The organism is Haloarcula pelagica (assembly GCF_030127105.1).
Lineage (GTDB): Archaea > Halobacteriota > Halobacteria > Halobacteriales > Haloarculaceae > Haloarcula > Haloarcula pelagica.
In genome coordinates this window covers 3386457-3410014 of the sequence record NZ_CP126161.1, presented here as the reverse complement: position 1 = coordinate 3410014, position 23558 = coordinate 3386457, and the positions used below count along the sequence as shown (strand labels likewise).

The window sequence follows — 23558 nt, the reverse complement described above, 5'->3', positions numbered from 1 at the left end:
CGCCCCCGGGACTACCAGTTAGAGCGCGAGAAGGCCGTCGTCAGTCGGCGTCTCGGTTGGCTGCTGGTCGTCGTCTGACCTCGTCGCCGTAGCAGTCGGCGTCGAGGTGGCCGCCCCGTCGGTCCCGAGCACCGTGTCCCCTCCGTCGCTATCGGTGCCCGATGCGGTCGCGGTGTCGAGGACTCCGTCGTCGGGTGTCGTCGTCGGCGTGGCCGTCGGTTCGCTCACCGCGCTCTTGTCCGACCCGCTCGATCCGGTTCCGGTCGGGTACTGGTCTTTGTTGCCGAAGATGTCCGTCTCGATCGTCTTCTCGTAGTCGACCGGGTCCAGCGGGATTCGAAGCTGTGTCCCGCCGCCCTCGACGACGAGATAGAAGTCGATCCGGAGCTGTGTCCGCTGATTTCGCTGGAGGTGCGTGACCCACCAGTCGTCGAGGTTGTCGTTCTCGATCGCCGCCCGGGCGTCGATGGTCTCGGTCTCGCCGGGGCTGATGACGGCGCCAGCGGTCGTCTCGCCCGCCCCGACCTCGACATCGTTCATCGAGACGGTGTAGCCGATCCGCGAGACGGTGTAGGGAATCGGCTTCGGATTGTGGACCGTAAACGCGAGCTCCATGGGTGTCCGCTGGCGGGTCAGGTTCGGGCGATCCCAGGCCCCACGCGTCTCGTTGATGTACAGCACCGGATCGGAGACCAGCGGGGCGTTCGCGTCCACGGGGCGGGTTTCTGTGCTGTTGAACTGGCCGATGATATCCGTCTCGATGGATCTCCCCTGGGTGACCGAGAGGGAGCGACCCAGTGTCGAGGACCGGACATCGGCGTCGATCTCGACCTGTGTCCGCTCGCCGTTCTCGACGTGCGTATGCCACCACGCGGGGATCTGTTCGTTGTCCATCTCCGTGGTGAATCCAAGCGTCGATTCGCCCGACGACAGTTGCAATCCTTCGCGGCCGCCCGATGCGATCGGCACCGTGTTCATCCGGACGGTGTAGTCGACCGAGACCCCGCCCAGTTGGACGCCGATCGGGTTCGGGTTCGAGACGACGAGGTCCGTCTCGATCGTCGTCCGTTCCTCGGAGACCCCCGCAAATCGGTTTTCGACGGCGGTGACCGACGGTGCACCGAGTACGCCCGTGAGCACCCCGGCTGCGAGCAGCGCAACCAACACACCACCCACGACACCGACCTGACGTATCCGTCCCATTACCCTCTCCTCTCACAGCGGGATGTATATGTCCTGTGGCCCGCCCCGAATGAACTAAGTGGCCGACGGCGAATGGACCGATATGGCCTCAACGGACGCAGAAACCGACATGGGACTCGGGCTCGGACTGGTGTTCGGGCTCGTCGCGGTCGGTGCCGCACTGCTGACGACAGTCAACGGATATACCTACGCCACACGGACCGCACAGGGGCTCGAAGCGACCGGGCTTCAGGTCTCCAGCGGCGTCGCATTCGGCGTCGCGATCGTCGCCGCCGGACTGGCGATCGTCGCGGTCCACGTCTTCGACGGCTGACGAGGGGCTGTTCTCGTAGCTGATACGTGGAAAGGAATCGTTAAATCGATTCGTCACGTAGTGTGGGTATGACCGATTTCAGCGAAGAGGACCGACGCATCCTCGAACACCTCCGAGACAGCGTCTCGCGGGGTGAGAGCTACTTCCGCGCCAAGAACATCGCTGAGTCGATCGGTCTCTCCGCCAAACAGGTCGGTGCGCGGCTCCCGCGGCTCGCGGAGGAGGCCGACGAGGTCGACATCGAGAAGTGGGGTCGAGCCCGGTCGACGACCTGGCGCGTAACCACCAGTTAGTCGGTGGATTCATTCGGGAGTAGGCCGCAGCTTCTGGTATGACCGTCCGGGTCGAGCAAACCATCAGAGTGTCGGCGCCCCCCGAACGCGTCTGGGAGTTCATCGCCGACCCGGAGAAACGTGCCCGTTCGATCAGCGTCGTCACCGACTGGGAGGACCGCGGTGACGGGACCTCGACGTGGTTCCTGCGGCTTCCCATCCCCGTCATCGACAAGACAGTCACGGTCGACACGGAGGATGTCGAGCGGCGCCCGCCCGAATACGTCCGGTTCGTGGGGAAGTCGAAGGTGATGCGCGTCCAAGGCGAACACGAACTGGAGCCGACCGACGACGGCGGGACGGCACTGCACAACCGCTTCGTCGTCGACGGCCGTTTCCCGGGCGTCGAACGCTTCTTCAAGCGCAACCTCGGCGGCGAGATCGACAATCTGGAGGCAGCGCTGCGCGAGGACCTCGGGATGGAAGCATGAGGATCGCGTTGGCCCAGCTGTCGATCGACCCCGGCGCCGTCGGCCGGAACCTCGATCGGGCCGTCGACGCGATCGAGCGGGCGTCGGCCGACGGGGCCGACCTGGTCGTCCTCCCGGAGCTGTTCACCGTCGGCTACTTCGCGTTCGACCTGTACGCCCGCGACGCCGAGAGCCTCGCGGGCGAGACGATCGGCCGGCTCGCGGACACGGCACGGGAGACCGACACGGCAGTGCTGGCCGGGAGTATCGTCGAAGACCTCGAAGCCAGCGCCGCGGACGGGATCGACGTACCCCGGGAGTCGGGACTGGCGAACACGTCGGTGTTTCTCGGGCCGGACGGCGTCCAGCGTGGCGTCTACCGGAAACACCACCTCTTTGGCTACGACTCCGCGGAGTCGTCGCTGCTGGAACCCGGCGAACGCGTCACGACCGTCGAGTTCGGCGGCTTCACGATCGGGACGACGACCTGTTACGACCTGCGGTTTCCGGAACTGTACCGCCGGCTCGTCGACGAGGGGGCGACGCTGGTCTGTGTCCCGAGCGCCTGGCCGTACCCCCGAGTCGAGCACTGGGAGCTGTTCGGGGAAGCGAGAGCCGTCGAGAATCAGCTGTACGTGGCCGCCGCGAACGGCGTCGGGAGCTTCGATGACGCCGAACTGCTTGGCCGGTCGACGGTGTACGATCCGTGGGGGACGACACTCGCCAGTTCATCGGACGAACCGGCGCTCGTGACCGCGGACCTCGATCCGGCCCGTGTCGAGCGAGTCCGCGGGGAGTTCCCGGCCCTGGCGGACCGGCGGGACGACTGGGGATAGCTACAGCCGCTCTTTCACAGAAAAACCGTTTTGAGCGTTCGCCGTTATTAACCCCCGTTCGCGACCAGAGTAACACGTCATGTCACGGAGGATAACGATCCTGGCGGTAGCGGCCTGTCTCCTGTTGGCTGGATGTACCGGTGTCGCCCCACAGGGCGGTGGCGGCGACGGCGGCGAGAGCGCGGACCTCAGTGCCAGCCAACAGGCGGCAAGCGGAGCATCGGGCGACGGTGGCGGCGGCGACGGGGCGAGCCAAGCCGGCGACGGTGGCGGCGGACCCGGCGACGGCGTCCCGGACGCCGGCCAGCGGGCGATCATCAAGACCGGCTCGATGGTCGTCGAAGTCGACAACTTCTCGGCGGCGCGCTCGACCATCGCCGACCGCGTGCGCGAGCGTGGCGGGTTCGTCGGCGGGTCGGACCAGCGCCTCCACCGATCGGGCAACGAGACGTGGGTGACCGGTCACATCGTCGTCCGCGTCCCCAGCGATACCTACGGGGAGACCCAGGCTCTCGCGGCCGACCAGGGGACCGTCCTCTCGGAAGAGACGACGACCGAAGACGTGACCGACCAGCTTGTCGACCTGGAGGCGCGACTGGAGAACCTCCGCAGCCGCCGGGACCGGCTCCGTGACTTCTACGACGAGGCAAACAGTACCGAGGAACTGCTCCGGATCGAGGAGCAACTCTCGGAGGTGCAAATGGAGATCGAACGCCTGGAGGCACAACAGCGTTCCCTGGAGCGACAGGTCGCGTACTCGACGATCCGGATCGAACTCCAGGAACCCGAACCGGGGATCGACCAGATCCGGACCCAGTACCACGAGCAGTCACTCGTCGCCGTCTTCGTCGGCTCCGTCGAAGACGTGGTCGTCTTCGCGCAGGCCTCGCTGGTCACCGTCGCCGGGGCGCTGCCCTGGCTCGCCGTCGCCGCGGTGCCCGCACTGGGCCTCCGTCGGCTGTTGCGCGGGCGCTCGCTCCCGCTGATCGGGAGACGCACCGACTCCCCCGCGACGGACACGGCCGACAGTGAGTCGGCGGACGCGGAGACGACCGAGCAAAGCGACGAGAGTGGAACAGCGGAGACCGAGGAGGACAAGAAGACCGACCAGGCGAGCGACGACGAGTCCGAACGCTGAGCCGGCGGCCGCGGAGGCCAGACACCGGGCCTTTTTTGACCCTCGGTCGAATACGTGTTGACGCCGGTGAGACGCTTTTCACGTCGCACCCGGCAACAACACAGCCCGTCTCGCTGCTCGGCCACCCGGCGTCGCTCGTCCGCCGAAGGCTGTCCGGACAGCCTTTCTCTCACTCCTCGTCAGTGGCGATGTCGGCCGAGAGTCCCTGTGCCATCCGAATCTCTTTCGAGTTGTTGAGCGTCCACGCCGTCCGTTCGGTGACGGCGTCGATGACCTCGCGGCCGTGGGGCGGCCCGCTTCCGGACCGCTTGACGCCGCCGAAGGGCAACTGCACTTCCGCGCCGATACACGGGAGGTTCGCGTAGGCCAGGCCGACCTCGGCGTGGTCGCGGTAGTAGTGCAGTTGCCGGTAGTCCTCCGAGACGACGGCGCCTGCGAGGCCGTAGTCGGTGTCGTTCTGGAGCGCGACCGCCCGCTCGATGTCGCCCTCGTACTCGACCAGGGCGACGTGCGGGCCGAACACCTCCTGGTGGTACGCCGAGAGGTCGGTGTCGGGCGAGACCTCGTAGACGAACGGGCCGACCCAGAAACCCGCCTCGTGACCCGCGGGGAGTTCCTCGGCCGAGAGGTCCTCGCGGTCGACGAGCACCGTCGCCTCGGCGTTCCGAACCATGTCGTTGAAGCGGCCGAACTTCTCGACCTGCTCGCGGTCGACGAGCGGTCCCATGAACGTCTCCTCCTCCAGCGGATCGCCGACGGTCACGCGCTCGGCCAGGTCGACGAACCGTTCCCTGAACGCATCGTACACGTCGGTGTGGACGAACAGGCGCTCGCTGGAGACACACCGCTGGCCGGTCGTCTTGAAACTGGACATCACCGCCGAGTGGACGGCGATGTCCAGATCGGCGTGTTCGGTGACGACGATGGCGTTCTTGCCGCCCATCTCACAGCAGGCGTTCCGGCCCGGCCGGCCACCGATGGCCTCGTCGATGCTGTGGCCGACCTGTGCGCTCCCGGTGAACAGGACGGTGTCGACGCGGTCGTCCTCGACGACGGCGTTGCCGGCGTCGCCGTAGCCCTGCACGAGGTTGAAGACGCCATCGGGGATCGAGGTGTCGTCGAACATCTCCGCGACGATCTGGGCGCAGTAGGGCGTCTGTTCGGCGGGCTTCCAGACGACCGTGTTGCCCTCGACCAGCGCGGTCGCCATGTGCCAGAACGGGATGGCGACCGGGAAGTTCCACGGGGTGATACAGCCGACGACCCCCCGCGGGCGCCGGCGCATGTACGAGTCCTTGCTGGCGACCTCGGAGGGGACCACGTCGCCGTGGGGGTGGCGAGCGTTGCCCGCGGCCAGTTCGACCATGTGGGCGGCCTCGACCACGTCCGCTCGCCCCTCGCTGATCTCCTTACCACACTCCCGGGAGACCATCGCACCGAGTTCGCCGGTCCGTTCGCGGAGTTCGTGGTAGATCTCCCAGAGGAACGCCGCCCGGTCGATGTACGACAGGGCGCGCCAGTCGGCGGCGGCCTCGCGGGCGGCGGTCACCGCCCGGTCGATCTCCGACGCCGATCCCCGGTGGACCGTCGCCACGGTGTCGCCGGTGGCCGGGTTGACCGTCTCGAAGGTCTCCCCCGCATCGCTCGGTACCCACTCGCCGCCGACGTAGTGGTGTAACTCGCTGTCTGACTGACCTGTCATAGCACCTAGTTAGTGTGCCACGGGCAAAAGGGATGCGTCAACACGCCCCACGAACGGTGGGCTGCCGGTCGGCTCAGCGTTCCCGCTCGCGGTCGAGTGCCCGCTGGAAGTGGTCGGCGGTGATCTCGACCTCGTCGGCCCGTTCGGTGGCCTCCTCGGGCCCCAGTTCCGCGGCGGTCTCGCGGATCGCCAGCATCGACGCCTCGCGGACGACCGCCTCTAGTTCGGCACCCGAGAAATCGGGCGTCTCGCTCGCGATGTCCGGCAACGAGATGTCCGCGGCGAGGGGCTTGTCGGCGGCGTGGACCGCGAGGATCTCCTCGCGGGCGGCCTGATCGGGGTTGGGGACCTCGACGTGCTGTTCGAGTCGGCCCGGGCGCAAGAGCGCGTCGTCGATCATGTCACGACGGTTCGTCGCCGCGAGGACGACGACGTTAGGGTTCTCGGTGATCCCGTCGAGTTCGGCGAGCAGTTGGGAGACGACCCGTTCGGTCACCTCGTTGCCGTCGCCGCGGTGGCTGGCGATGGCGTCGATCTCGTCCAGGAAGATGATGCTGGGCGCGGTCTGGCGGGCGCGCTCGAACAGTTCCCTGACGGCTTCCTCGCTCTCGCCGACGTAGCGGTCCATGATCTCCGGGCCGGCGACGTGGATGAAGTTGACGCCGCTCTCGCCGGCGACCGCACGGGCCAGCAGCGTCTTCCCGGTCCCGGGCGGGCCATAGAGCAGGATGCCGCTGGGCGGGTCGGTGTTGGTCGCCGCGAACAACTCGCCGTAGGACAGCGGCCACTCGATGGCCTCGGTGAGCGTCTGTTTGACCTCGTCGAGGCCACCCACGTCTTCGAAGGTCACCGTCGGGGACTCCGCGACGTACTCCCGCATCGCGCTGGGTTCGACCGTCGCCATCGCGGTGTCGAAGTCGGGGCCGGTCACGTCCGGATCGTCGTGTTCCCGGCGCAGCGCCGCCATCGCCGCCTCTGTCGTCAGCGAGGCCAGGTCGGCGCCGACGAACCCGTGTGTCTGTGCGGCCACCCGGTCGAGGTCGACATCCTCGGCCATGGGCATCCCGCGGGTGTGGACATCCAGGATCTCGCGGCGACCGGGCTCGTCCGGGACGCCGATCTCGATCTCGCGGTCGAACCGGCCGCCGCGGCGCAGCGCCGGATCGACGGCGTCGACGCGGTTCGTCGCGCCGATGACGACCACGCGGCCGCGGTCTTCGAGCCCGTCCATCAGCGTCAGTAGTTGCGCGACGACGCGGTTCTCCATGTCGGCGTCCTCGTCGCGGGAGCCGGCGATGGAGTCGATCTCGTCGACGAACAGGATCGACGGGGCGTTCGCGGTCGCGCGGTCGAACGCCTCCCGAAGCCGTTCCTCGCTCTCGCCTTTGTACTTCGAGACGATCTCCGGGCCGGAGATGGTGTCGAAGTAGGCGTCGACCTCGTTGGCGACCGCGCGGGCGATCAGCGTCTTCCCGGTGCCGGGCGGGCCGTGTAACAGGACGCCCTTCGGCGGGTCGATGCCCAGCCGGCGGAACTGCTCCGGTTCGGAGAGGGGCATCTCGATCATCTCGCGGATACGGTCGAGTTCGTCGTCGAGGCCACCGATGTCCTCGTAGCTGACGCCGGTGTCGGTCTCGGCCTGGGAGGAGGGGGCCGAGTCCGTCTGGTCGGGACTCCCGGCCCCGCCGCCGTCGTTCGTCCGCGGGAGGACTGTGACGGTCGTCCGGTCGGTGACCCGGACGGACTCGTCGGGCGTCGTCGACCGGACGAGGAAGGTGCCGAGGCCGTCGACGTGGACCCGCTCGCCGGCCTGGACCATCCGGTCGACCAGCCGCGAGCGGACGGTGTGCTCGTACTCCTCGGTGCCGGGGAGGGGGTCGGCCGGCTGTACGGTGATGTCGACCGCTTCCGTCACCGAGCCCTGTCGGACGGTGACGGTGTCACCGATGTTGACGCCGGCGTTGGCCCGGGTGTCCGAGTCGACCCGGACGAACTGACCGCTGTCGTCGGCCGGCCACACCTTCACCACGGTCATCTTCGTGCCCTCGACGATGACGGGGTCACCGCTCAGCACGCCGAGCCTGCTTCGCACGGACTCGGGGAGTCGCGCGATGCCGCGCCCGGCGTCGCGCTTGTTCGCTCCCTCCACCGTGAGTTCGATACCGCCGTCCGGGGACCCGTTCATGCCGCTCCGTAGCCGGTCGAGGTTCTTCAGCGTTCCCGTTGTGTCGGCAGACAGACCGACATCCGTGGCCCCGGACAGAGTATGTTTTGGGAGTAGTGCACAATACAAGATTTATTACCATCGCGGCCGACACGCCACGTATGGCACGAAACGTCGGTTCGGCGGACAAGACGGTTCGAGTGCTCACTGGCGCGGTGGCTGGACTGCTGTCGCTCGGTGTACTCGGGAGCGTCGTTGCGCTTCCGGCGATCCTCGCACCCGTGTTCGGTATCGCGTCACTGATACTCCTCGTCACAGGAATCACGGGGTTCTGCGGGCTGTACTCCGTGCTGGGTGTCGACACCTGTTCGGTCGACACGCGGTAGTACTCGCTCTCACCGCAGCCGTGAACGGCCGACCGATGTCGTCGCCCCTCGCCGTCCAGCGGGCTGGCTACCGCTCTATCGTCGACAGCGATAGGCAACAGCCCGACCGTACCGGACTGCCCCGCCAGGATGGCAGGTCCCGCCGGTCAAAGCGGCTGGCTCGTCATCGGTCCGTGACCGCACGTCCGAGCGAGCGGAGGATCGAGAGCACGTAACCGATGGCGGCGAAGAACTCACCGTTCCGGAACCCACTCCAGATGTCCGACCGGTCGACCGGCCCGTTCCTGTGGGCGTCACCGAGCGCCGCGAGGAGCCTCTGAAGCGCGGTTCGGGTGTCGTCCGCGGCGGCGGAGTCCGCGAGTTCGCCCAGCGACCCGCCGGTCCCGGCCAGCGATGTCACCATCTCGTCGTCCAGAGCGGCCGTCACCAGCGACGCGAGTTCGGCGAGCTCGACAACGTCGTCGAGTGCACCGCTGCGCTGGAGGCGAGCGAGCGCCTCGACGGCGTCACCGAGGGTTTCACCGTTCTCGCCGACGGCGGTTGCGAGGTCAACGGTCCCGTCGGTCGCGGCTGCGTCGGCGGACGCCGCAACGCGCTCGCCGGTCCGGGACAGCGCCGCGACCATCTCGTCGTCCAGCGCCGCGGCTCCGAGGTCTGCGACTTCGAGCAACTCGTTGACCGTCTCGAGGTTCCGGACGAACATGGCAAAGGCCGCCGGGTTCTCCTCGATAGCGGCGGCCAGGTCGTCCGGCACACCGTCGGGCGAGGGCTGCTGTTCGGTCATCTCAGAGCAACCCCCGTGCAGTCAGCCAGTACGACTCGTTGTACGCGAGTTTCGACCAGTGCAGGGCGCGGGTCGGTTCCCCGGGGCTCGGCGGCGTCTCGTAGTCGAACTCCACGAAGGTCGCGTCGTCCATCCCGGTCTCGATGAAACAGAGGGTCTTGCCGTCGTAGACCGCGGTCGCGGGCCGGTCTCTGACCTCGCTAGCGAGACGCTGGGCGACGACGTTGGCCTGGTAGTGGGCGGCGCTCCCGGCCTTCGGGACACCAGTCTGTGCGGCGTCGCCGATTGCGTAGCTGTCTTCGAAGCCGGTCGCTTCGAGCGTGTGCCTGTCGACATCGACCCAGCCGCCGTCCCCGAGGCCGGCCGATTCGACGAAGTCACTTCCGGTGTGGGGCGGGATGGCGACGAGGAGGTCGTAGTCGAGCGTCGTCCCCTCCATCGCGGTGATGGCGCCCGCGTCCGGGTCGACCGCCTCGGCGTTGAACATCGTCTCGACGGCGACGTTGCGCGCTTCGAGTCGCGGTTCGGCCCACGCCGCGATCTGTTCGTTCCCGTGGACGCGCATGATCGGATACGTGTAGGTGATCTCGAACTCGTCGCGGCGGTCCCGTTCACGGAGCCAGTCGTCGAGCATGAACGTGAACTCCAACGGCGCCGCCGGGCACATGTGCGGGGTTCCGACGACGCTCAGCACGACGTGGCCCCCCTCCATCGTGAGCAACTCGTCTCTGAGAGCCTGGGCACCGTCCTCGCCGTAGAAGTGATGGGCTCCCTCGGCGAGTCCCGGCACCTGCTCTGGGGCGAGTTTCGCTCCCGTCGCGACGACGAGCTTGTCGTACGCGACCGGATCGACGACCGTTTGGAGTTCGAGCTCCCGGCGCCCGTGGTCGACATCGAGGACGTAGTCCTGCCGGATGTCGACCCGGTCGTCGACGACTTCGCGGAGCGGTCGGCGGCCGTCTGCGGGCTCCCGCTGGCCGAACGCGACGTAGAGCCACACCGGCTTGTAGACGTGGTCCGGCCCGTCGTTGAACAGGGTGATCCGGACGGCCCCGGTGTCGAGTTCCGTTCCGAGTTTCTCCGCGAGGGTGTTCGCTAGCACCGTTCCGCCGGTCCCGCCGCCGACGATGGCGATGTGTTCGGTCATCGTTTCTCCACGTGAATCCGGTAGTGGGTTCCTTCGTCGACGATGTCCGTCACCTCGTTTCCAGCCTCGTCGGCCCACTCTTGAACCTCGGTCGTCGAGTTCTCGTTGTCGCTCAACAGGGCGACGACCGCACCGGCATCGACCCCACGGAGCGCGCCGATGAGGTCCATCAGTGGGCCTGGACAGGTGGAACCGCGGGCGTCGACGATCTGGTCTGCCTCGGCGTTGGTCTGTTCGGTAGTCATGGACACTCGTATGGTCGTAGGTAGTCGGGCGGTATAATAGTGTAGGCTATTCCCAATACTATAGAATAGTAACTCTCTGCCCTGTCGGACCCCAGGGCTGGCGTCGGCCGGGAACAGGCACCGTCGACAGAGACGAACGGACTCTGTCGACACTCGACAATGAACCGCTCTCCGACTCCTCACGGGCGATCGATCAACCGGAGTTCTGGGGGTAAGTGATACCAGTTAGATTCTGCGTTTATCTGTTCGCCGCCTGAATTAGTAGTCGTATGCTACCGCTAACCACAATCGGCGTGAGCACAATCCTGTTACAGGCGACACAGACGGACGCGTTCTCACAGATACAGAACGACGCGTTACTGAGTTCGTCGCTGTGGGTCAACATCGCCCTCGCGGGGCTGTCGATCCTCCTGTTCGTGTACATGGGTCGGGGAGTCACCAGCGACCGCGCGCGCTTCATCTGGGGGGCGACGCTGCTGATCCCGCTGGTATCGATCTCTAGTTACCTGGGACTGGCCTCCGGGCTGACGGTCGGATTCATCGAGATGCCGGCCGGACACGCGCTGGCCGGCCAGGAGGTCATGAGCCAGTGGGGTCGGTATCTCACCTGGGCGCTCTCGACGCCGATGATCCTGCTCGCGCTGGGACTGCTGGCCGACGTGGATCGGAGCAGCCTCTTTACGGTCATCGCCGCCGACATCGGGATGTGTGTGACCGGTCTCGCCGCGGCGCTGGTCACGTCCTCGTACCTGTTCCGCTGGCTGTTCTACGTCGTCAGCTGTACGTTCTTCGTCGTCGTGCTGTACGCCCTCCTGGTCGAGTGGTCGGCGGCCGCAGAGGCGGCCGGTACCGACGAGATCTTCGGGACCCTCCGGGTGCTGACGGTCGTGCTGTGGCTGGGCTACCCGATCATCTGGGCGCTCGGCGTCGAGGGCCTCGCGGTCGTCCAGTCGGTCGGACTCACCTCCTGGGGCTACTCCGCGCTCGACATCCTCGCGAAGTACGTGTTCGCCTTCCTCCTGTTGCGGTGGGTCGCCGCGAACGAACGGACCGTCGCCTCGACGCGGCGGGGCACCGGCACCGACGCGGCACCCGCCGACGACTGACGCCGCCGGTCCCGTCCATCGCGGTCCCCCACCGTCCTGTCACGGGAAAATGATATACGCCAGGCTCTCGGAGGTGCACGTATGGTAGTCGCTACCGAACGGGACGGGATGACCTGGTACGAGTGTGAGTCCTGTGGCCTCATGTTCGACGACCAGGACGACGCCCGCCAGCACGAGTCCAACTGCGACGACGAGGACCCCTCCTACATCCAGTAACGGTAGCCGACAGAATAACGTCGTCCCGTCCGAAGGCCCGGGCATGGGCGCAACCGAGCAGGGGCCACGCGGCGAGCCGGCCAGCGACGAACGGGCCGACTACGACCACCAGTCCGACAGCGTCGCCCGGCCGGCGCTCGTCGCGGACCTCGCCGAGCGCATCGAGGGGACGGTTCGGTTCGACGACTACTCCCGGGAACTGTACGCGACCGACGCAAGCGCCTACGAGATGACACCGGTCGGGGTGGTCTACCCCCGGTCGACCGACGACGTGGCCGCGGTCGTCTCCTACTGCGCACAGCGGGAGATCCCAGTGCTCCCGCGGGGTGGTGGGACGAGCCTGGCCGGCCAGGCCGTCAACGAAGCCGTCGTCCTGGATTTCACGCGACACATGGACGATCTGGTCGCGGTCGATCCGGACGAGCGGCGGGCCGTCGCGGAGGTCGGGACGACGCTTGGCGACCTGAACGCCGAACTCGCCGCACACGATCTGAAGTTCGCCCCCGATCCCGCCTGGGGGGACAAGTCCGCGCTGGGCGGGGCCATCGGGAACAACTCGACCGGCGCACACTCGCTGCAGTACGGCAAGACCGACGCCTACGTCGAGGCCTGTGAGGTCGTCCTCGCGGACGGGACGGTGACCACGTTCGGCGAGGCGACCGTCGACGAACTCCGGGCGGCCGCCGACCCGGACGGCGACCTCGAAGCGCGGATCTACGCCGAACTGGTCCGGATTCTCGACACGGAGCGCGAGGAGATCGACGCCGCCTTCCCCGATCTGAAACGCAACGTCTCGGGGTACAACCTCGACCGCCTGATCGCAGAAGTCGAGGGCGAGTACGGCGAGCCGGATACCGTCAATGTGGCGCGGCTGCTGGCCGGCAGCGAGGGGACGCTGGCGATCGTCACCGAGGCGACCGTCTCGCTGGAGCCGATCCCGGAGACGAAGTCGCTGGCCCTGCTGGCGTTCGAAGACCTCGTGACCGCGATGGAGGACGTGGCGCCGATCCTCGAACACGACCCCGCCGCCGTCGAGGTACTCGACGACGTGTTGCTGGAACTGGCGGGCGACACCGGGGAGTTCGGCGACCTCGTCGACGACATCGTCCCGGCGGGGACCGGCGCGGTGCTCCTGGTGGAGTTCTACGCCGACAGCACGGCCGCCGGCAAGCAGAAAGTCGCGGACCTGCTCGCCGACCGCGTGGGCGGTGTCTCCACTGTAGGCGTCCCACAGGAGGGTGCCGAGGCGTTGACCGCTGCGCCGGTTCGGGCCTTCCACGGCCGCGAGGCCCACGACGACGCCGAGCGCGAGCGGTTCTGGAAGCTCCGCAAGTCCGGGCTGCCGATCCTGCTGGGCCGGACCAGCGACGCCAAACACATCAGCTTCATCGAGGACACGGCGGTCCCGCCGGAGAACCTCCCGGAGTACGTCAGCGACTTCCAGGACCTCCTGGAGGATGAAGGCACCTTCGCCTCGTTCTACGCCCACGCCGGCCCTGGCTGTCTGCACATCCGCCCGCTCGTGAACACGAAGACCGTCGAGGGCGTCGAGCAGATGGAAGCCATCGCCGACGGTGCGACCGACCTCGTCCGGGAGTACGGTGGATCGGTCTCGGGCGAGCACGGCGACGGGCGCGCCCGGACGCAGTGGAACCACAAGCTCTACGGCGACCACGTCTGGTCGGTGTTCCAGTCCCTCAAGACCGCGTTCGACCCCGACTGGCTGCTCAACCCCGGGCAGGTCGTCGGCGTCGACGAGGAGACGGTCGAGGCCGGTGAGGCACCCCCGCGGGCCCGTACGGTCGACATGACCGAGAACCTCCGGTTCTCGCCGGAGTACGAGTTCGAGTCGGGCTTCGACCCGGCACTGGACTGGGACACCGAGAACGGGATGCAGGGGATGGTCGAACTCTGTCACGGCTGTGGCGGCTGTCGGGGTCCCCAGGAGACGACCGGCGGCGTGATGTGTCCGACCTACCGGGCCGCCGACGAGGAGGTGACCGCGACTCGCGGCCGGGCGAACATGCTCCGCTCGGCCATGAGCGGGGACCTGCCCGACGACCCGACCGACGACGAGTTCGTCTCGGAGGTGATGGACCTCTGTATCGGCTGCAAGGGCTGTGCGAAAGACTGCCCGAGCGAGGTCGACATGGCGAAGCTGAAAGCCGAAGTCGAACACGCCCACCACCAGGAACACGGCGCTAGCCTCCGGGACAAGGTCTTTGCCAACGTCGAGACGCTCTCGAAGGTCGGCAGCGCGCTGGCCCCGCTCTCGAACTGGGCCCAGCGGCTCCCGGGCAGCGATCTGGTGGCCGAGAAGGCCCTGGGTATCGCCCGCGAGCGGGACCTGCCGACGTTCCGGCGGGAGTCCTTCGAGGACTGGTGGGCCGGCCGCGAGCCAGCGGTTCCGGCCGCCGAGGCCGAGCGGCGTGCACTGTTGTTCCCCGACACCTACAACAACTACAGCCACCCCGAGGTGCTGCGAGCGGCCGTCGAGGTACTGGAGGCCGCCGGCGTCCACGTCGCGGTGCCCGAGGACGTGACCGCCTCGGGCCGGGCGGTCCATTCCAAGGGCTTTCTCGACACCTCCCGCGAACGGGCGCGGACGAACGTCGACGCCCTCGCCGACCGCGTCGAAGCCGGGTGGGACGTGGTCGTCGTCGAACCCTCCGACGCCGTGATGTTCCAGTCCGATTACCTGGACCTGCTGGGCCACGACGACGACGCGGCGACGGCGGTCGCAGCCAGCAGCTTCGGCGTCTGTGAGTACCTCGACCGGTTCGCGCTCGACGCAGGCGTCGACTGGTCGGCCCCCGAGGAGTCGTTGAGCTACCACGGACACTGCCACCAGAAGGCGACGAAGAAAGACCACCACGCCGTCGGCGTCCTCCGGCGGGCCGGCTACGAGGTCGACCCGCTCGATTCGGGCTGTTGTGGCATGGCCGGCAGTTTCGGCTACGAGGCCGAACACTACTCGATGAGCAAAGCTATCGCCGGCATCCTCTACGAGCAGACCGCCGAGAGCTACGGCGACACCGTCGTCGCACCCGGTGCGTCCTGTCGGACCCAACTCGCCGATCGGCCGCTGGGTGACGACGAGGAACCGCCCCACCCGATCGAGCGCCTGGCCGACGCGGTCGCCTGAGATCGTCCGTCGAGCTGTAGTGTAAAACCTCACCATTTTTTGACGGCCGTGAGAGATGGAGGTGCGTGCACCCCCTCCTCCGGAACCGGACCTTCCTCCGTCTGCTGGCCGGCCGCCTCGTGACGAACGCGGGGGACAGCATCTACTACGTCGCCGCCCTGTGGCTGGTCCACGATCTGGGCGGCTCGACCGTCTACACCGGTATCGCGTCGTTTCTCGTGATGCTTCCCGGTATGTTCCAGTTCCTCGTTGGCCCGCTGGTCGACGACCTGCGGGTCCGGACGTTGCTCGTCTCGACGCAGGCCATCCAGGCCCTGCTCGTGTCGACGATCCCCGTCGCCGACTGGCTCGGCGTCCTCTCGGTGGAGGTGGTCCTCGTCGTCATCCCGCTGGCGGCGCTGGTCAACCAGGTCACCTACCCGGCACAGTCGTCGGCGCTCCCTCGCGCGGTCGAAACGGAACAGCTCTCGACCGCCAACTCCGTCTTCAACACGGCCCACGAGGGCGTCAACATGACCTTCAACGCCGTCGGCGGCGTGTTGGTCGGTCTAGCGGCGGTGGGCGCCGTCGGGGCGTTGCTCGTCGACGCGGTGACCTTCGCGGTCGCGATCGTCCTGTTCGCCGGGCTCTCGCTCCCGGACCGGGAGTCACACACTGACGCCACGGACGGGGGGACTCCCGACGACGGGACTGCGGTCGACGGGGAGACAGCGCCGGAGACCGTCCGCGAGCGGACCCGCGGCTACGTCGGCGACTTCCGTGACGGCCTCTCGTACCTCCGCGGGACGGCGTTCCTCCCGATCATCGTCCCTCGTATCCTCGTCAGTTTCGTCGCCGGTGCGATGCTGGCGATCCTGCCGGCCTACGCCGCGCTGCGTGGCGGCTCCGGGCTCTACGGCGTCTTGCTGTCGGGACTTGCCGCCGGCGCTGTGGTGGGCTCGGTCCTCTCGGCGAAACTCGACGGCGTCCCCTACGGCTACCTGATGATCGGCGGGACGGTGCTGACCGGGGTGGCCTGGATCGGTGCGGCCGTCTCGACGTGGACGCCCGCGATCGTCGCGTGCTTCGCGCTGGCGATCGTCTACTCCGGGGGCAACAGCGTCCTGTTCGACACGCTGATCCAGACGGTCGTCCCGGAGGAGATGATCGGCCGCGTGACCAGTTCGATGACGACGCTTGAGGGCATCGCCACCCCGTTCGGATCACTGGTCGGCGGTGCCGTCGCGGCCGTCGTCGGCCCGGTCGCGATCCTGGTTGCACTGGGCGTGGCGAACTTCCTCGGGACGGCGTACATCCTCCGTTCGGGCTCGCTCCGATCGCTCCCGCCGGTCGCGGATGTCGAGCGCGGCGACGACCGGATCGAGCGGGTCGCCGACTGACCGACCCGTAACGATTTAACCACAGCCCCGCGCAGAGAGCGGTATGACGGTCGATTCTGACTGGGACGACTGGCTCCTGCGCGAGGTAGAGGCCGCCGACCCCGACGGACTGGCGATCTGGTATCTGGGCTGTAACGGCTTCATCCTCAAGTCCAGCGGCGACACGACGGTGTTTATCGACCCGTATCTCGGGATCGGGGACCCGCCACGGACCGTCCGGATGGTCCCGGTGCCGTTCAACCCCGAAGATGTCATCGAAGCCGACGCGGTGCTCGGGACCCACGAGCACGTCGACCACGTCCACGGCCCCTCCCAGGCGCCGATCCTCGCGGGCACGGGTGCGGACTACTACACGACCGACAGCGGCCACGACGTGATCCGCGAGGAGGGCTGGACGAAGAACTGGTCGGTCACCGACGACCAGCTCCACGAGGTCACGGAGGGCGACACGGTCGAGATCGGCGACCTCACCGTCCACGTCGAGCCGGCAAACGACCCCGACGCCGAACATCCCGTCTCGTACGTCTTCGAACACGAGTCGGGCACCTTCTTCCACGGCGGCGACGCCAGACCCGGTGAGTTCGCCCCCGTAGGGGAAGCCTACGATATCGATCTGGGCGTCCTGGCGTTCGGTGCCATCGGGAACATCGACGACAAGGAGACCGGCGAGCCGGTCCGCACGCAGTGGTACAACGACGAGAACATGATCGTCCAGGCGGCCAACGAACTCCAGTTGGACACGCTGTTGCCGAGCCACTGGGACATGTGGAAAGGGATGACGACCGAGCCGACGGTCCTGCACAACCACGCCAGCAGTTTCGCCTACCCCGACTCGCTGACCGTCGCGAAGATCGGCGACCGAGTCGATCTGTAGGGGGCTGCTGATCGGCGCAGTAATGTCGTATTAACTATACAATGCATATTTAATACTGTAGGGTTACGGACTACCATACATGAGTGATGCACAAACATACGAAGAAGTCACGGTCAGTTCGGACGGGGTGATCGTCACCAAGCGGTTCGAAGCCGACGAGTTCCCCGTCCCGGCGATCGCGTTCAACGTGGCGTCGAAGCGCTCCGAGCCGGTGACGCTGCGACTGGTAGACACGGTACCGGAGGATGTCGCCGTCGAGGATCTGGGCTTTCATCCCGAATACGGGAGCGAATACTGGGATATCAACGAGGACCGCATCGCCTTCGAGAAGGAAGTCCAGGCCGACTCCGAGTACACGACCGTGTACGGGATCCGCGCGACCGGGACCGACGATGTCGAGAAGTTCCTCACCGAACCAGAGATCGACACCGTTGACCCGCCCCTGGACGAGGACGAGGAAGACCTCGTGGGCAGCGGCGACGACGCCGTCAAGGATGTCATCGCCGGCGACGCAGACAGCGTGCCGGGGCTCGAAGAGGAGGATGAGGACGAGGACATCGAGACGCTCGATCTGAAAGACCCGAATAGCCCCGACACGCCCGAAACCGACGACGCGGCCGACTCGGGGGACTCCGAGGGCGGCGACGCAGCGACGAACGGGGAGGTCGGCGAGGGGACCGTCGTCGCCGCGATGGCAGACGAGATCCGCAACAGCAACGTCTCGCCCGACGACGTGAAACTCCTCAAGCGGGCGATCGACGCGGTCTCGGAGGACGACGGGGCCGGCAGTTCGAACGGGGCCACGCAGGCGAAGATCGAGCGCCTACAGGGGGATATCGCGGATCTGCGCGCCTACACGGACGCGCTCGAAACGTTCCTCGACGAGAACGGCACCGGCGACGAGATGATCGAGGAGTTCAGCCAGCGCCTCGACGCGTTCGAGACGGAGCTGAACTCCTTCGAGTCCGACATCGAGAGCGCCCGCTCGACCGCACAGACGGCGAACTCGGGGGTCGAGCGCCTCGAAGGCGAGGTGTCCCAGGTCGAAGACGAGGTCGACGAGGTGGAGTCGGAGGTCAACTCCATCGGCAACAGCCTCCGAACCGTCGAGGACGATGTCGACGAGTTCGACACCCAGGTCGACGAACTCGACGAGCAGCTCTCCGATCTGCAGTCCGAGATCGAACAGGTGCGCGAGGAGATGGGCGACGGCGAGCTCGACGAGCGCCTCTCGGACCTCGAATCGGAGATCGTCGAACTCAACGAGTGGCGCGAGCAACTCTCGTCGGTCATCGGCGGCAACTAACCGAACTCGTTTTACCGATCCCTGTCGTGGCTTTCCCCAATGACGACGACTAGAGTGGCCGTTCCACGCAAGGGGCGGCCTCTCGAAGCGGTCCTCGAACGGCTCGCCGCCCGGACCGGGACGACCGAACTGGCGGACGACATCATCTCGACGCTGCGCTACGAGAAGGCCGTCACCAAGGGCAACCAGTCGGCCGACCGGAACGTCTACGACCGGCTCTCGTCGTACTCGACACTGACCGACCGGACCGAACCGGAGTTCTCGATGCTCCGGGACGACCGCGACGGGATGCCCCGCCGGATCGTCTTCGACAGCGTTACCGTCCCGACAGCGGCGGGCGATGTCCAGCTCGTCGGTCGGGAGGAACCGTTCCGGGCGCTGCGGACCCACGAGTTCGCGCTCGGGTTCGATAGCGCCGACCTCGTCCTCGAAGAGGTCGTCCAGTTGCGTGACGACCCGCTGACGAGTATCGGGGAGATCAACGACCGCATCGATCCGCTGGACACCGACGTGCGGGTGGTAACCGGACTGGGCGATACCGTCTATCACACGCTGTTGGCGACGCCCGAGGTCATCGACAGCCAGGACGGCGCCCTCGACCGCGAGTTCGTCACCGGCTACGAGGGTGCGCTGTGTATCTCCCCGCGGTACGAGCGCCTGGTCGAAGCAGTGCTGGGGACGGCGGCGCTCGACGGGATCAGCTTCACCTACCCCGAGGGCGGCGTCGAGGAGGAAGCCGACATCGCCGCCACCGGGATCGGCGTCTATCTGACCGTGACCGGTTCGACGGCGCGGGACCACGGGCTGGAACTGGGCGAACGGCTGTTCCCCAGCGAGACGGTCCTGTTAGAGAACGCCAGCGAACGGACCGACGCCTCGGCGGCGGTCGCGGAGTTGTTCGAAGCGCCGGAGGCGACGGCGCTGCAGTCGGTCTGACGGCCCGCTCACGCCGCCGCTACTCGTGGGCCGCGTCCCACTCTTCTGCCTTGCGGAGGTTGCTACAGTCGTTGCACTGGATGCGTCCCATCGAGTCCATCGCGTTGTTGAACGTCTCGCAGTTGCCACAGAAAAAGCCCCAGCGGCGCTCGCGGTCGGCGTCCAGATAGACGACGTAAAACGGTGCTTTCGTACCGATATCGCCGTCCTCGCGGTCGATGAACAACGTCTCGCCGTCCGGTCCTGTTCGCTGTTCCATACCGACCGATGGCGCGCCAGCGGCTAAACGACTGCGGAACGGCTATCCGCCTCGGCCCCCTCCCTCCGACGATGAGTCCGCGGCTCCTCCACTACTCCGACGTGGAAAACGCCTACGACGACCCGGATCGCCTGGCCCGCCTGGCCGGTGCGCTGAACGCGCTCGACGGCCCCGACTCGCTGCTGGTCGGGACCGGCGACAACACCGGTCCGGGTGTCCTCTCGCTCGTGACCGACGGACAGCAGTCAGTTGAGCTGTTCGGCGCGGTCGACCCGGCCTTCGAGACCTTCGGGAACCACGACTTCGATCACGGCGTCGACGCGACCAGGGCGATCGTCGGGAAGACGCCACAGACGTGGCTCACGGCCAACGTCCGCGAGGATGGGAACCGCTTCGCCGCGGACGAGACCGAACCCTGGGCGCTCCGGACCGTCGACGGGACGCGGGTCGGCTTCGTCGGCGTCACCACCCCCGACGCCGAGGCGACGAGTCCCGGAGCGGCGCCCTCTCGGTCACCGACCCGGTGTCGGCCGTCGCAGACGCCGCCGGGGCGCTGCGTTCGCGTGGCGCCGAGCGGGTCGTCGTCCTCTCGCATCTCGGTCGGGGCGACGACGACCTCGCCAGCCAGTGCGACGTGGACGTGATCCTCGGGGGCCACGTCCACGAGCAGCGGATCACACACGTCGACGGGACGCTGCTGGCCCGGCCCGGGTCGAACGGGCACACCGTGGTCGAAGTCGATCTCGACGGGGCGGAGCCGGCTGCCGCGTTCCGCACGGTCGAGGAGATGGCTGCCTACGACGAGTCGGTCGCCCGCGCCATCGAGGGGCGACTCGCCCGGTCCGGACTGACCGAGACGGTCGCCCACGTCGAGGACCCGATCTCGCGGTCCCGGCAGGCGACCAAAGGCGGCGAGAGCCGGATCGGGAACCTCGTCGCGGACGCCTATCGCTGGCAGACGGGCGCGGACATCGGCCTGCAGAACGCCGGCGGGGTCAGAACCGACGAGACGCCGCTGTCGGGGGCCGTGACGGTCGCCGACCTCGTCTCGGTCGTCCCGTTCGAGGAACCGGTCGTCGTCGCCCGCCTCACCGGCGCGGAACTCCGGCGACTGTGCCGGCAGGCCAGCGGCCAGGTCGTCGACTACGGTGATTCGGCCTGGTGGCACGCCCATCTCAGCGGCGTCGAGGTCGTCTGGAACCGCGAGAAGCGCCGCGTGGAGCGGCTCAGCGTCGACGGCTCCCCGGTCGAGGACGACCGGACGTACACCCTGGCGACGACGGATTACTTGCTCACCTCGCCCATGGAGTTCCCGGTGTTGACCGAGTCCCATCGCGTCGAAACCGGACGGCTTCAGTACGAGGTGCTGGCGGCGTACGCCAGGGAAGTCGGTATCGACCCGTCCGTCGAAGGGCGGGTCCTACGCCGCTAGGGATTTAACCCCGGCAGTCGAATCTGCGAGCAATGAAACAGGTCGTCGTTCCGGTCCGGTATCCCCTCTCGGCGAACTCGCGGGCCACTCTCGCGGAAGCCATCCGGATCGCCGAATCCACCGACGCCGCGCTCACGGTGTTGCACGTCAACCTCTATCAGAACGGACAGACCGTCTCGCGGTCGGCACTCAAAGCCACCGTCGAAGAGGAGTTCGGTCACCTCCCCCGGACGCGCTACGTCGTCCGCTCGGGGATGCTCGTCGAGGAGACGATCTTAGACGAGGTGGCGGCCCAGGAGGCCGACGTGGTCGTGATCGGTGACAAGCAGGTCGGCCGCTGGCGCCAGATGATCCGTCGGCTGGTCGACGATCCGAACATCGAGCAGTTCCTGCGGGAGGAACTGGACTGTGACATCGTCACCGTCAGCCCCGACAGTCAGCCCTCGCGGTACTCGGCGTCCTCGGAGAACTGAGCCGGATCGGGCGGTTGTTCCGCCTGCCCGTCCATCGAAACCTGGAGCTGACCGCTCGTGTCGTCGAAGTACAGATGTGAGTGGGGGTAGGCGATCTCCACGTCGGCGTCGTCCAGCCGAGCCCAGACGTTCGTCTGGACCTTCGAGCGGGCCGCGAGCAGTTTGTACGGTTCGGTGACCCAGTACCGAAGCGTCAGGAGGACGCCGTGGTCGCCGAAGGTGTTGATGTACGCCGTCGGCGCGGACGGGTACCGGGCCGAGCCGATCCGGATGTTCGGCCCGCCGCCGATGACGTTGTCGACCTCGCGTGCGGCCTCCTCGACGAGCCGGCGCGCCTCGTCGATGTCGCTCTCGTAGGTGACCAGCACGTCCAGCGAGAGTCGCGTCCGTGAGTCCTCGGCGGAGTAGTTCACCACGTCCCGTTCCCGCATCGAACCGTTGGGGATGACCAGGAACGTGTTGTCGAGAGTGAATATCTTCGTGTGTCGAAGCGTGATGTCCTCGACGAACCCCCGCTGGTCCGCGTCCGAGAGTTCGACCATGTCGCCGATCTCGTAGGGCTGGTCCGCGAGCAGGAACACGCCGGAGACGAAACTCCCGACGATCGGCGCGACGATGACACCGATGACCGCCGAGAACACGGCGACAGAGAGCCCGATCTCGCCGATGTTGAGCCCCCAGATGTTCATAATCGAGAGCAGGGCGAGCAGGAAGACGCTCACGCGGATGCTACGGAGCACCGTCCGGGTCAGACTCGGCCGTTTGAATCGCTGTGCGACCCGGCGGCCCAGGAGTTGCACGACCAACCGCGAGGCGAGATACGCCCCGGCCAGCACCACGAGCGTCTGGAGGATCTGGCCGAGCCACAGCGGGATCGGGACCGGGAGCAGGCCGCCAAACGTCGTGGCCGACGGATCGGGGGTCGGCGTCGCCTGTAACAACGGGACAGCGGCCATATCTATCTGTGTACGACCACCCGAGAAAAACGTTCCCCCTCCGTAATTGATTAGCACGCGCCCACTGAGGGGACGGTATGGCTGAGACTCCGCGGTTCGAACTCGGTGAATCTGTCGAATCGGTCGATACGCTCGTCGTCGGTGTCTCGGCGTACGGGTTGGCCGGGCTGACCGCCGTCGACTACCTCACCGATCAGCGTCCGATGGAGCAGGTAGGCTACCTGACCGGTGGCGGGCCGCCGCCGATCACACCGTTCCGGGACGGCGTGCCGCGACACCACACTCGGCTGTACGTCGACGACGAGCGGTCGTTCGGCGTGGTCGTCGGCGAGCGGATGGTGACCGTCGACGCGGCCGCTGGCGTCGCCGACGCGATCGAGGCGCTCTGTCACACGGCCGAGACCGAGACAGTGGCGGTGCTGTCGGGTGTCCCGATGGCACACGGCCCGGACGACCACGTTCCGTTCTACATCGCGACCGAGGGGTACAGAGCGTCGTTCCTCGACGGGACCGACATCCGACCGATGGGGAACGGTTTTCTGGACGGTCTGCCGGCCGAACTGCTCGACCGCGGGATCGAACGGGACCCGCTCGACGTAGGCGTCTTCACCACGCCCGTTCACGCGCAAGCACCCGACGCCCCAGCGGCACTGCGCCTGCTCGACGCGCTGGCCGCCGCCCACGATCTCGATACCGACACCGGGCCGTTGGAGGCGTTCGCCGCGAACGTCGAGGCCCACTATCAGGCGCTGGCCGAGCGACTGGACGCGGCGGAGGAAGACGTGATGCCCGACGATAGAATGTACATGTAAGACT

At 67.3% G+C, this 23558-nt stretch carries 23 protein-coding genes and 1 pseudogene; 16 read left to right on the top strand and 8 right to left on the bottom strand.

Annotated features, from left to right (window positions below):
- Positions 1-18 precede the first annotated feature (18 nt).
- Positions 19-1203, bottom strand: coding sequence for an LEA/WHy family protein (locus P1L40_RS18015; protein ID WP_284009064.1), 1185 nt, complete (start codon positions 1201-1203; stop codon positions 19-21).
- Between the two features lie 82 nt (positions 1204-1285).
- Here P1L40_RS18015 and P1L40_RS18010 point away from each other — a divergent pair, with 82 nt between their 5' ends.
- The 5 genes from P1L40_RS18010 (at position 1286) to P1L40_RS17990 (ending at position 4232) form a co-directional block, all read left to right on the top strand.
- Positions 1286-1516: a DUF7525 family protein gene (locus P1L40_RS18010; RefSeq protein ID WP_284009062.1), complete on the top strand. Its 231-nt coding sequence runs from the start codon at positions 1286-1288 to the stop codon at positions 1514-1516.
- A gap of 68 nt (positions 1517-1584) precedes the next feature.
- Positions 1585-1809: a DUF7123 family protein gene (locus P1L40_RS18005; RefSeq protein WP_276221482.1), complete on the top strand. Its 225-nt coding sequence runs from the start codon at positions 1585-1587 to the stop codon at positions 1807-1809.
- A 38-nt stretch (positions 1810-1847) separates the two neighbouring features.
- Complete coding sequence (locus P1L40_RS18000; RefSeq protein WP_284009060.1) at positions 1848-2279, top strand: SRPBCC family protein; 432 nt, start codon at positions 1848-1850, stop codon at positions 2277-2279.
- The gene (locus P1L40_RS17995; RefSeq protein WP_284009059.1) at positions 2276-3094 is read left to right on the top strand and encodes a carbon-nitrogen family hydrolase; all 819 of its coding nucleotides are present in this window, start codon (positions 2276-2278) and stop codon (positions 3092-3094) included. The genes P1L40_RS18000 and P1L40_RS17995 overlap by 4 nt, the downstream gene beginning before the upstream one ends.
- 79 nt (positions 3095-3173) lie before the next feature.
- On the top strand, positions 3174-4232 hold the full coding sequence (locus P1L40_RS17990) for a DUF4349 domain-containing protein (protein WP_284009057.1): 1059 nt from the start codon (positions 3174-3176) through the stop codon (positions 4230-4232).
- A gap of 169 nt (positions 4233-4401) precedes the next feature.
- Here P1L40_RS17990 and P1L40_RS17985 read toward each other — a convergent pair whose 3' ends face one another.
- Positions 4402-5934 carry an aldehyde dehydrogenase family protein gene (locus tag P1L40_RS17985; RefSeq protein WP_284009056.1) on the bottom strand — a complete coding sequence of 511 codons (1533 nt, stop codon included), beginning with the start codon at positions 5932-5934 and terminating at the stop codon, positions 4402-4404.
- 73 nt (positions 5935-6007) lie between these two features.
- A complete protein-coding gene (locus P1L40_RS17980) occupies positions 6008-8119 on the bottom strand; it encodes a CDC48 family AAA ATPase (RefSeq protein WP_284009055.1) in 2112 nt (703 codons plus the stop codon).
- 140 nt (positions 8120-8259) lie between these two features.
- On the opposite strand from P1L40_RS17980, the gene P1L40_RS17975 reads away from it, so the two are divergent.
- The gene (locus P1L40_RS17975; RefSeq protein WP_284009054.1) at positions 8260-8484 is read left to right on the top strand and encodes a YgaP family membrane protein; all 225 of its coding nucleotides are present in this window, start codon (positions 8260-8262) and stop codon (positions 8482-8484) included.
- A 163-nt stretch (positions 8485-8647) separates the two neighbouring features.
- Here the strand turns inward: P1L40_RS17975 and P1L40_RS17970 are convergent, their stop codons facing one another.
- From P1L40_RS17970 to P1L40_RS17960, 3 genes are read right to left on the bottom strand one after another with little or no spacing between them, the layout of a single operon-like run.
- On the bottom strand, positions 8648-9268 hold the full coding sequence (locus P1L40_RS17970) for a YdeI/OmpD-associated family protein (protein WP_284009052.1): 621 nt from the start codon (positions 9266-9268) through the stop codon (positions 8648-8650).
- Between the two features lies 1 nt (position 9269).
- Positions 9270-10415 carry an NAD(P)/FAD-dependent oxidoreductase gene (locus tag P1L40_RS17965; RefSeq protein ID WP_284009050.1) on the bottom strand — a complete coding sequence of 382 codons (1146 nt, stop codon included), beginning with the start codon at positions 10413-10415 and terminating at the stop codon, positions 9270-9272.
- The gene (locus tag P1L40_RS17960; RefSeq protein WP_284009048.1) at positions 10412-10660 is read right to left on the bottom strand and encodes a sulfurtransferase TusA family protein; all 249 of its coding nucleotides are present in this window, start codon (positions 10658-10660) and stop codon (positions 10412-10414) included. The genes P1L40_RS17965 and P1L40_RS17960 overlap by 4 nt, the downstream gene beginning before the upstream one ends.
- A gap of 269 nt (positions 10661-10929) precedes the next feature.
- On the opposite strand from P1L40_RS17960, the gene P1L40_RS17955 reads away from it, so the two are divergent.
- The 7 genes from P1L40_RS17955 to P1L40_RS17925 all read left to right on the top strand — a co-directional run bounded on the left by P1L40_RS17955 (position 10930) and on the right by P1L40_RS17925 (position 19622).
- Entirely contained in the window at positions 10930-11766 is an 837-nt protein-coding gene (locus P1L40_RS17955) for a bacteriorhodopsin (protein WP_284009047.1), read from the top strand.
- An 81-nt stretch (positions 11767-11847) separates the two neighbouring features.
- A complete protein-coding gene (locus P1L40_RS17950) occupies positions 11848-11982 on the top strand; it encodes a DUF7128 family protein (RefSeq protein WP_276221497.1) in 135 nt (44 codons plus the stop codon).
- Positions 11983-12025: 43 nt separating this feature from the next.
- Positions 12026-15127 carry an FAD-binding and (Fe-S)-binding domain-containing protein gene (locus P1L40_RS17945; RefSeq protein WP_284009045.1) on the top strand — a complete coding sequence of 1034 codons (3102 nt, stop codon included), beginning with the start codon at positions 12026-12028 and terminating at the stop codon, positions 15125-15127.
- Between the two features lie 65 nt (positions 15128-15192).
- A complete protein-coding gene (locus P1L40_RS17940; protein ID WP_284009042.1) occupies positions 15193-16506 on the top strand; it encodes an MFS transporter in 1314 nt (437 codons plus the stop codon).
- A 43-nt stretch (positions 16507-16549) separates the two neighbouring features.
- The gene (locus tag P1L40_RS17935) at positions 16550-17380 is read left to right on the top strand and encodes an MBL fold metallo-hydrolase (RefSeq protein ID WP_284009041.1); all 831 of its coding nucleotides are present in this window, start codon (positions 16550-16552) and stop codon (positions 17378-17380) included.
- Positions 17381-17459: 79 nt separating this feature from the next.
- Positions 17460-18686 carry a hypothetical protein gene (locus P1L40_RS17930; RefSeq protein WP_284009040.1) on the top strand — a complete coding sequence of 409 codons (1227 nt, stop codon included), beginning with the start codon at positions 17460-17462 and terminating at the stop codon, positions 18684-18686.
- Between the two features lie 39 nt (positions 18687-18725).
- The gene (locus P1L40_RS17925) at positions 18726-19622 is read left to right on the top strand and encodes a phosphoribosyltransferase HisG-related protein (RefSeq protein ID WP_284009039.1); all 897 of its coding nucleotides are present in this window, start codon (positions 18726-18728) and stop codon (positions 19620-19622) included.
- Positions 19623-19641: 19 nt separating this feature from the next.
- On the opposite strand, the gene P1L40_RS17920 is transcribed toward P1L40_RS17925, so the two are convergent.
- Complete coding sequence (locus P1L40_RS17920) at positions 19642-19881, bottom strand: DUF5816 domain-containing protein (protein ID WP_284009038.1); 240 nt, start codon at positions 19879-19881, stop codon at positions 19642-19644.
- A gap of 71 nt (positions 19882-19952) precedes the next feature.
- On the opposite strand from P1L40_RS17920, the pseudogene P1L40_RS23590 reads away from it, so the two are divergent.
- Positions 19953-21313 (top strand): annotated as a pseudogene (locus P1L40_RS23590) (bifunctional metallophosphatase/5'-nucleotidase).
- A 32-nt stretch (positions 21314-21345) separates the two neighbouring features.
- Positions 21346-21786: a universal stress protein gene (locus tag P1L40_RS17905; RefSeq protein WP_284009036.1), complete on the top strand. Its 441-nt coding sequence runs from the start codon at positions 21346-21348 to the stop codon at positions 21784-21786.
- Here P1L40_RS17905 and P1L40_RS17900 read toward each other — a convergent pair.
- Positions 21750-22742 (bottom strand): mechanosensitive ion channel family protein, encoded by a 993-nt coding sequence (locus P1L40_RS17900; protein WP_284009035.1) that lies wholly within the window; start codon positions 22740-22742, stop codon positions 21750-21752. The two genes, P1L40_RS17905 and P1L40_RS17900, sit on opposite strands and share 37 nt — an antisense overlap.
- Positions 22743-22819: 77 nt before the next feature.
- Between P1L40_RS17900 and P1L40_RS17895 the strand changes: the two genes are divergently transcribed.
- The gene (locus P1L40_RS17895) at positions 22820-23554 is read left to right on the top strand and encodes a proteasome assembly chaperone family protein (protein WP_284009034.1); all 735 of its coding nucleotides are present in this window, start codon (positions 22820-22822) and stop codon (positions 23552-23554) included.
- Positions 23555-23558 lie beyond the last annotated feature (4 nt).

Excerpts from the sequence above, each read along its gene's own strand:
- P1L40_RS18005 (WP_276221482.1), top strand. The coding sequence starts at position 1,585 with ATGACCGATTTCAGCGAAGAGGACCGACGCATCCTCGAACACCTCCGA.
- P1L40_RS18010 (WP_284009062.1), top strand. The coding sequence starts at position 1,286 with ATGGCCTCAACGGACGCAGAAACCGACATGGGACTCGGGCTCGGACTG.
- P1L40_RS17980 (WP_284009055.1), bottom strand. The coding sequence starts at position 8,119 with ATGAACGGGTCCCCGGACGGCGGTATCGAACTCACGGTGGAGGGAGCG.
- P1L40_RS17935 (WP_284009041.1), top strand. The coding sequence starts at position 16,550 with ATGACGGTCGATTCTGACTGGGACGACTGGCTCCTGCGCGAGGTAGAG.
- P1L40_RS17895 (WP_284009034.1), top strand. The coding sequence starts at position 22,820 with ATGGCTGAGACTCCGCGGTTCGAACTCGGTGAATCTGTCGAATCGGTC.
- P1L40_RS17900 (WP_284009035.1), bottom strand. The coding sequence starts at position 22,742 with ATGGCCGCTGTCCCGTTGTTACAGGCGACGCCGACCCCCGATCCGTCG.
- P1L40_RS18000 (WP_284009060.1), top strand. The coding sequence starts at position 1,848 with ATGACCGTCCGGGTCGAGCAAACCATCAGAGTGTCGGCGCCCCCCGAA.
- P1L40_RS17945 (WP_284009045.1), top strand. The coding sequence starts at position 12,026 with ATGGGCGCAACCGAGCAGGGGCCACGCGGCGAGCCGGCCAGCGACGAA.
- P1L40_RS17975 (WP_284009054.1), top strand. The coding sequence starts at position 8,260 with ATGGCACGAAACGTCGGTTCGGCGGACAAGACGGTTCGAGTGCTCACT.
- P1L40_RS17955 (WP_284009047.1), top strand. The coding sequence starts at position 10,930 with ATGCTACCGCTAACCACAATCGGCGTGAGCACAATCCTGTTACAGGCG.
- P1L40_RS17965 (WP_284009050.1), bottom strand. The coding sequence starts at position 10,415 with ATGACCGAACACATCGCCATCGTCGGCGGCGGGACCGGCGGAACGGTG.
- P1L40_RS17990 (WP_284009057.1), top strand. The coding sequence starts at position 3,174 with ATGTCACGGAGGATAACGATCCTGGCGGTAGCGGCCTGTCTCCTGTTG.
- P1L40_RS17960 (WP_284009048.1), bottom strand. The coding sequence starts at position 10,660 with ATGACTACCGAACAGACCAACGCCGAGGCAGACCAGATCGTCGACGCC.
- P1L40_RS17920 (WP_284009038.1), bottom strand. The coding sequence starts at position 19,881 with ATGGAACAGCGAACAGGACCGGACGGCGAGACGTTGTTCATCGACCGC.
- P1L40_RS17950 (WP_276221497.1), top strand. The coding sequence starts at position 11,848 with ATGGTAGTCGCTACCGAACGGGACGGGATGACCTGGTACGAGTGTGAG.
- P1L40_RS17905 (WP_284009036.1), top strand. The coding sequence starts at position 21,346 with ATGAAACAGGTCGTCGTTCCGGTCCGGTATCCCCTCTCGGCGAACTCG.
- P1L40_RS17930 (WP_284009040.1), top strand. The coding sequence starts at position 17,460 with ATGAGTGATGCACAAACATACGAAGAAGTCACGGTCAGTTCGGACGGG.
- P1L40_RS17925 (WP_284009039.1), top strand. The coding sequence starts at position 18,726 with ATGACGACGACTAGAGTGGCCGTTCCACGCAAGGGGCGGCCTCTCGAA.
- P1L40_RS17970 (WP_284009052.1), bottom strand. The coding sequence starts at position 9,268 with ATGACCGAACAGCAGCCCTCGCCCGACGGTGTGCCGGACGACCTGGCC.
- P1L40_RS18015 (WP_284009064.1), bottom strand. The coding sequence starts at position 1,203 with ATGGGACGGATACGTCAGGTCGGTGTCGTGGGTGGTGTGTTGGTTGCG.
- P1L40_RS17995 (WP_284009059.1), top strand. The coding sequence starts at position 2,276 with ATGAGGATCGCGTTGGCCCAGCTGTCGATCGACCCCGGCGCCGTCGGC.
- P1L40_RS17985 (WP_284009056.1), bottom strand. The coding sequence starts at position 5,934 with ATGACAGGTCAGTCAGACAGCGAGTTACACCACTACGTCGGCGGCGAG.